At 51.4% G+C, this 4,679-nt stretch carries 5 protein-coding genes and 1 pseudogene; all 6 read right to left on the bottom strand.

All coding sequences use genetic code 11. The features are described 5' to 3' along the window. Positions 1-112 precede the first annotated feature (112 nt). The 6 genes and pseudogenes from ACTBDZ_RS15265 to mmuM all read right to left on the bottom strand — a co-directional run bounded on the left by ACTBDZ_RS15265 (position 113) and on the right by mmuM (position 4,436). Positions 113-1,199, bottom strand: a pseudogene (locus ACTBDZ_RS15265) (flavocytochrome c). A 455-nt stretch (positions 1,200-1,654) separates the two neighbouring features. Beyond that, a complete protein-coding gene (locus tag ACTBDZ_RS15260) occupies positions 1,655-2,242 on the bottom strand; it encodes a class IV adenylate cyclase (RefSeq protein ID WP_438815944.1) in 588 nt (195 codons plus the stop codon). 164 nt (positions 2,243-2,406) lie between these two features. Then, a complete protein-coding gene (locus tag ACTBDZ_RS15255) occupies positions 2,407-2,874 on the bottom strand; it encodes a GNAT family N-acetyltransferase (RefSeq protein WP_438815943.1) in 468 nt (155 codons plus the stop codon). Between the two features lie 64 nt (positions 2,875-2,938). After that, positions 2,939-3,175 (bottom strand): hypothetical protein, encoded by a 237-nt coding sequence (locus ACTBDZ_RS15250; protein ID WP_438815942.1) that lies wholly within the window; start codon positions 3,173-3,175, stop codon positions 2,939-2,941. A gap of 36 nt (positions 3,176-3,211) precedes the next feature. Then, entirely contained in the window at positions 3,212-3,532 is a 321-nt protein-coding gene (locus ACTBDZ_RS15245) for a hypothetical protein (protein WP_438815941.1), read from the bottom strand. Continuing rightward, positions 3,513-4,436 (bottom strand): homocysteine S-methyltransferase, encoded by a 924-nt coding sequence (gene mmuM, locus ACTBDZ_RS15240; protein WP_438815940.1) that lies wholly within the window; start codon positions 4,434-4,436, stop codon positions 3,513-3,515. The genes ACTBDZ_RS15245 and mmuM overlap by 20 nt, the downstream gene beginning before the upstream one ends. Positions 4,437-4,679 lie beyond the last annotated feature (243 nt).

Below are 4,679 nucleotides of genomic sequence, written 5' to 3'. Positions count from 1 at the left end.
CTTGTTATAGGAGGGCCAGTTAGTGATTTTAAAATTTTGTTTTGCCATGGAGACCTGATTTTGAAACAACTATGGTGATCTGATCCGATGATTACCCAAACTTTCTATTTATTCAACAAAGCCTCGCATAATATTTACCGGTATCCAGCGCCTGTTTGAAGCTGTCACGCCCGAATTCAGTATCTTTGTTGGCTTTTGCGTAGCCGGTATAGGTTTTCAGGGTTAACGGCAACTGCTTGGCATCAACCTTGATGGCGTTAGCCAACGCTTCCGGTGTATCACCTTCAGCCACCAGTTTTTGCTTGAAGTAGCTGTTGATGGTTTTGTTTTGTTTCACCAAATCATCGTTAAAGACCAGATAAGCGTGAGCACCCGGTTGTTTCAGGATACTTTGAGAAACCACATCACGCGTCTGCAATTCGTTGATAAAACGTTTGCCCGCTTCATTGATCAAAATCGCGCCGTCGCCACGCACAGCTTCGGTGATCAGAATCCCTTATACCCGGCACGGTGCTGGGGTGAATCTGGATATATTCCATATCCACCAGCTTGGCGTTGATTTTCTCCGCCATCTTAACCCCTTCGCCCAGTGAACCCGGCGCATTGGTAGTTTTGAAGTTGGCGAGTTTCGGATCGTATTGCTTGATCATGTCAAAGTTGGCACCAAATCCACCTGACGTAATCATCACTTTTTTAGCATTGAGCGCAAATTCTTTACCATCTTTGCCTTTCGCTTTAATGCCGGTGACTTCGCCCTTGTCATTTTGCACAATTTCCGTGGCGGACGTATTGGTGCGCAGATCAATATTCAGGGCTTTTACCTTTTTGATCAATGCGGTCGCAATGAAACTACCGGCCGGTTCACCACCGGCAGGTCGGTGGGTACGATCCACACTGGCACCGCCAGTACGGGTTAAATCGGCTAACTCAGTGCCGTTGTCCTTCAAGAATTGCACAGAGTCTTTTGCACGTTCAGACAGCGTGCGCACCAGATCGGGGTTGTTGATGTTACGGCCACCTTTCATAGTGTCCTGGAAGAACAGCTCCGGGCTGTCCTGAATGCCCTTGGCCTTTTGATAAGGGGTGCCGGCAGCGTTCAGCCCCGCTTCGGCGCGCGCCGTGTTGCCCCCGGCAAAGTGCATTTTTTCCAGCAGGATAACTTTTGCACCCTGGTTATGTGCCTCAATGGCCGCAGACATGCCTGCACCACCCGCGCCGATGATCACCAGATCGGTAGACTCGGGCGTCTCACTTTGCGCCATGGAAGAAAAAGCGAGTGCCAGCGCACTGAATAACAGCACCTTTTTTTTCATAATTCGGTTCCTTTATTCTGTTATTTTGCAGGATGAAGTAAACACGATTGATTTTTTTACTTACAAAAGCTGGTGATATAATATTTACTGCCTGCCACTCTTACCACCGACATCTCAAAAATCAATTCGCCCCAGAACATCCTTATACAAAGCGTTAAAGTTTTCACAACATAATTCACACCGCGCGGCCCCATCATGGATTTTAATCATGGTGTACGACGTGTAACGACGGTGCTTATTCAGATACTATGCTGATAACAGAATAATTATTTTAACTCGATCATAGAATGATAAATCCTTTTGCCAATTCTATGCATCGAGTTTAATCCAGGTTGACACCGTCAAAAACCCAATAATTGACGATATGAGCGAGACTCTTTATTTTCCATATCCAGCCCCAGCCCCAGCCCCAGCCCCAGCCCCAGCCCCAGACGCAGACGCAGACGCAGACGCAGTGCGCACGGCACACAGGCATCTTCCAGCTCCGGAAACGCAGCCTCGTCATCGGTCATGACCGATATTTCCACGTAGTGTCCCAGCATAGCAATATAGTCGAGCGTGATGTGGAACTGATCGAGGAAATAGATACTGCGGGTTTTATTTACATGATGAATGGGAATATAGCCTAACGTATGCAACATGCTGTCTGCTTTTTCAAATGATTCGATATTAACAGCCTCGCAACGCCTTTCCTCTGGACCTTTAACAATCCATAATTTAATTCCAGAAGGCGACATAGACCGTAACACCATGCTCATATTTCTTTTATGTAGCGAGGCGAGCGGGTCATCGTAATAAATATCGTATTCATTATTCTCAAACACGAAAGCTTCTGGATGAAGACTTAATAAAGTGTCACGAAACTCGCTAATATCCTTAATTTTGAATTTCAGCTCGATCTCATATTTCCCCAAAAAGTGTGTCGTCATGACTCTTCTCCACGTCCGGTGAACGGCGAGGCCGCCTGCGCTGCCAAGAGCCTTCATGTCATTGCTTACGGCTGTCCCTTTAGATAAAACACAGCCTGCATATCCGCTACTATGTCAAACCTACCACAGATAATAGACTTCATCACATAGTCTGCCAGCATGTTTCACTTTCCGAGCGATAAACACATCACAGTGACAATTTCTCCCGCTACCGGGCGCTGCTCTAGCGGTTGCCACCCCATTCGGGCATAGAGCGCCTGTTTGTCGGGCGTATACAAATACAGCATCTCAATGCCCTGCTGCCGACAGCGCGCCACGCAAGCATTGACCAGCGCAGTGGCCAACCCTTTGCCGCGCTGCGATGGGGCTGTGACCACTTCCCCTAGCCAGTATTCTCGTTCCGGGCACTCTTCCAGTTCATAGCGGATGATACTGGCGGTAGCAACCGCATGGTCATCGTGAGCAAACATACCCAGCGAGAACGCGCGATCGGTCTCCACGCCGCGCTGGCGTATAGCAGATTCAATTGCTGACTTATTCGACCAACGGGGAAACGCCGACCATTCGGCGTAGAGCAATGCGGCAACACCAGCAATGCGCGCGGGGTTGTCATGCAGATCGTGGATGTCCATAAACACGCTACCAGCGGCCAGAGAAAATCTGACCTTACCGCGAGACCACGCGTAGAGGCAAGCGTTAGGGGGACTCGCTGGCAGTGGTATTAACAATAAATACCGACAGATAGCCCAGGTGATGCATGAACTCGCGCAAAATCAGCAAACGGGCCGTGAAGGCGTTGTCCAGCGGAATGGCTTCCCAACTGGCGGGACAACCGAGCATCACCTGTTCGAAACGTTTAAACAATCGCTCGATATCGTCCTGCTCAATATGCCAACCTTGCGCATTGGCCGACACGCCGGTTGCGTCGGCCAATGACGCCAGTGCCGGATCGCACAGATAAAGGGGATGTTACAAATCCACCTGGTGGCGAATGCGTGTGACCTCATCCTCTACGGTCATGATTGCCCGTTCCATTTCATCTGGCGTCGGGGGCAAATGGCGAAAGAAAGTCGCGGCGGTTTTCTCATACCCTAATGCCAGCCGTAGCGCTTCGGCATCCGGCGACGACACGACAACGGTTTGCTCCGCTACGATATCCAGAAAAGTGATGGGTAAGGTGAGTCCCAGTGTGTCACACAGTTGGCGATAAGCACGGCGAGCGTCTTCAGTCTGGTTGGTCATGATGTCTCCCTCAATCATGATGTCTCCCTCAATAATGATGCGACTCATGCTTGCACGCATGAGAAATAGCGGCAATATCCTGCGGTGTGGTACGACAGCACCCACCGATCAGGCGCGCGCCCGCGGCTCTCCAGGCGGACAAATGCGCAGTCAACGAACACACCTGTTCCCCGGTTGAGCTCCAGCGCTTAGCATTCGCATCATAATGCTGGCCGGAATTAGGATAGACAACCAGTGGCAACGCCGTCAGTGAGGATAAATGCGCTAACGCCGCCGCCGCACTTTCCAATGCGACACAGTTTATGCCCATCGCCACAACGTCACGCAGCGGCGTGCCATCACTGATGTGCTGCTCATCACGCAGCGTGAACGAGAACCAGGCAGTGATAGTGGGAAACTCACGCAACAACTGTAACAGAGCGGCCATCTCCGGCAACGAGGGCTGGGTTTCGCACGCTAGCACGTCAACGCCCGCGTCAACCAACGCCGCGATACGTGGCCGGTGGAATGCCATCATCTCCGCCTGAGGCAGATGATAATCGCCACGATACTCAGCACCATTCGCCAGAAAAGCGCCATACGGCCCTACCGACCCCGCCACTAACAGCGCGCCCGCATCGGGATGTGCCACGCAATAATCTTCACGGGCACGCACCGCCAGCTCAACGCTGCGCGCGATCAGCGCCAATGCGTCTGCTTCGCTCAGCCCGCGCGCCGCAAAACCCTGCGGAGTCGCCTGATAGCTGGCGGTGATGGCGCATTGCGCCCCGGCAGCAAAATAATCGTAATGCACCTGATAAATTAACCCTGGCGCTTCCATCAACACTTTCGCCGACCAGAGCGGATCGCACAAATCACAGCCGCGCGCCTCCAGTTCGGTAGCCAGCGCACCATCCAGGATCACCACGGGTGACTGCTCCAGCAGCGCGGCAAGGGGATTCTCAGGTAACATTATTCAATTCCTCAGGTAATTCACGTGTCTGTTGCCTCTGCGTGAAATAATACGCGGCATAGCACACGGCAACAAAAGGCAATACGCTGCGCGGGATCGAATGCCAGCCCGATACAGGCTAGGCTGTGTCCCTTAATTGCTTGAGCTATAGTATCCATCTGTTTCTACGACACTTTGGATTATGGCTCGCTACGATCTTTCTGATGAAGCATGGGCAATCATTGAGCCCTTGTTACCAACCGT

Origin of the sequence: Symbiopectobacterium sp., from assembly GCF_051710365.1 — a bacterium.
Taxonomy (GTDB): Bacteria; Pseudomonadota; Gammaproteobacteria; order Enterobacterales; family Enterobacteriaceae; genus Symbiopectobacterium.
Note: the sequence above shows the minus strand (reverse complement) of the source record. Positions and strands in the feature narration are given on the sequence as shown.

What these genes read in the sequence shown, in the direction of transcription:
- ACTBDZ_RS15260 (WP_438815944.1), bottom strand. Translation starts at nt 2,242, where the DNA reads ATGACGACACACTTTTTGGGGAAATATGAGATCGAGCTGAAATTCAAA.
- ACTBDZ_RS15255 (WP_438815943.1), bottom strand. Translation starts at nt 2,874, where the DNA reads ATGGACATCCACGATCTGCATGACAACCCCGCGCGCATTGCTGGTGTT.
- ACTBDZ_RS15245 (WP_438815941.1), bottom strand. Translation starts at nt 3,532, where the DNA reads ATGAGTCGCATCATTATTGAGGGAGACATCATGATTGAGGGAGACATC.
- mmuM (WP_438815940.1), bottom strand. Translation starts at nt 4,436, where the DNA reads ATGTTACCTGAGAATCCCCTTGCCGCGCTGCTGGAGCAGTCACCCGTG.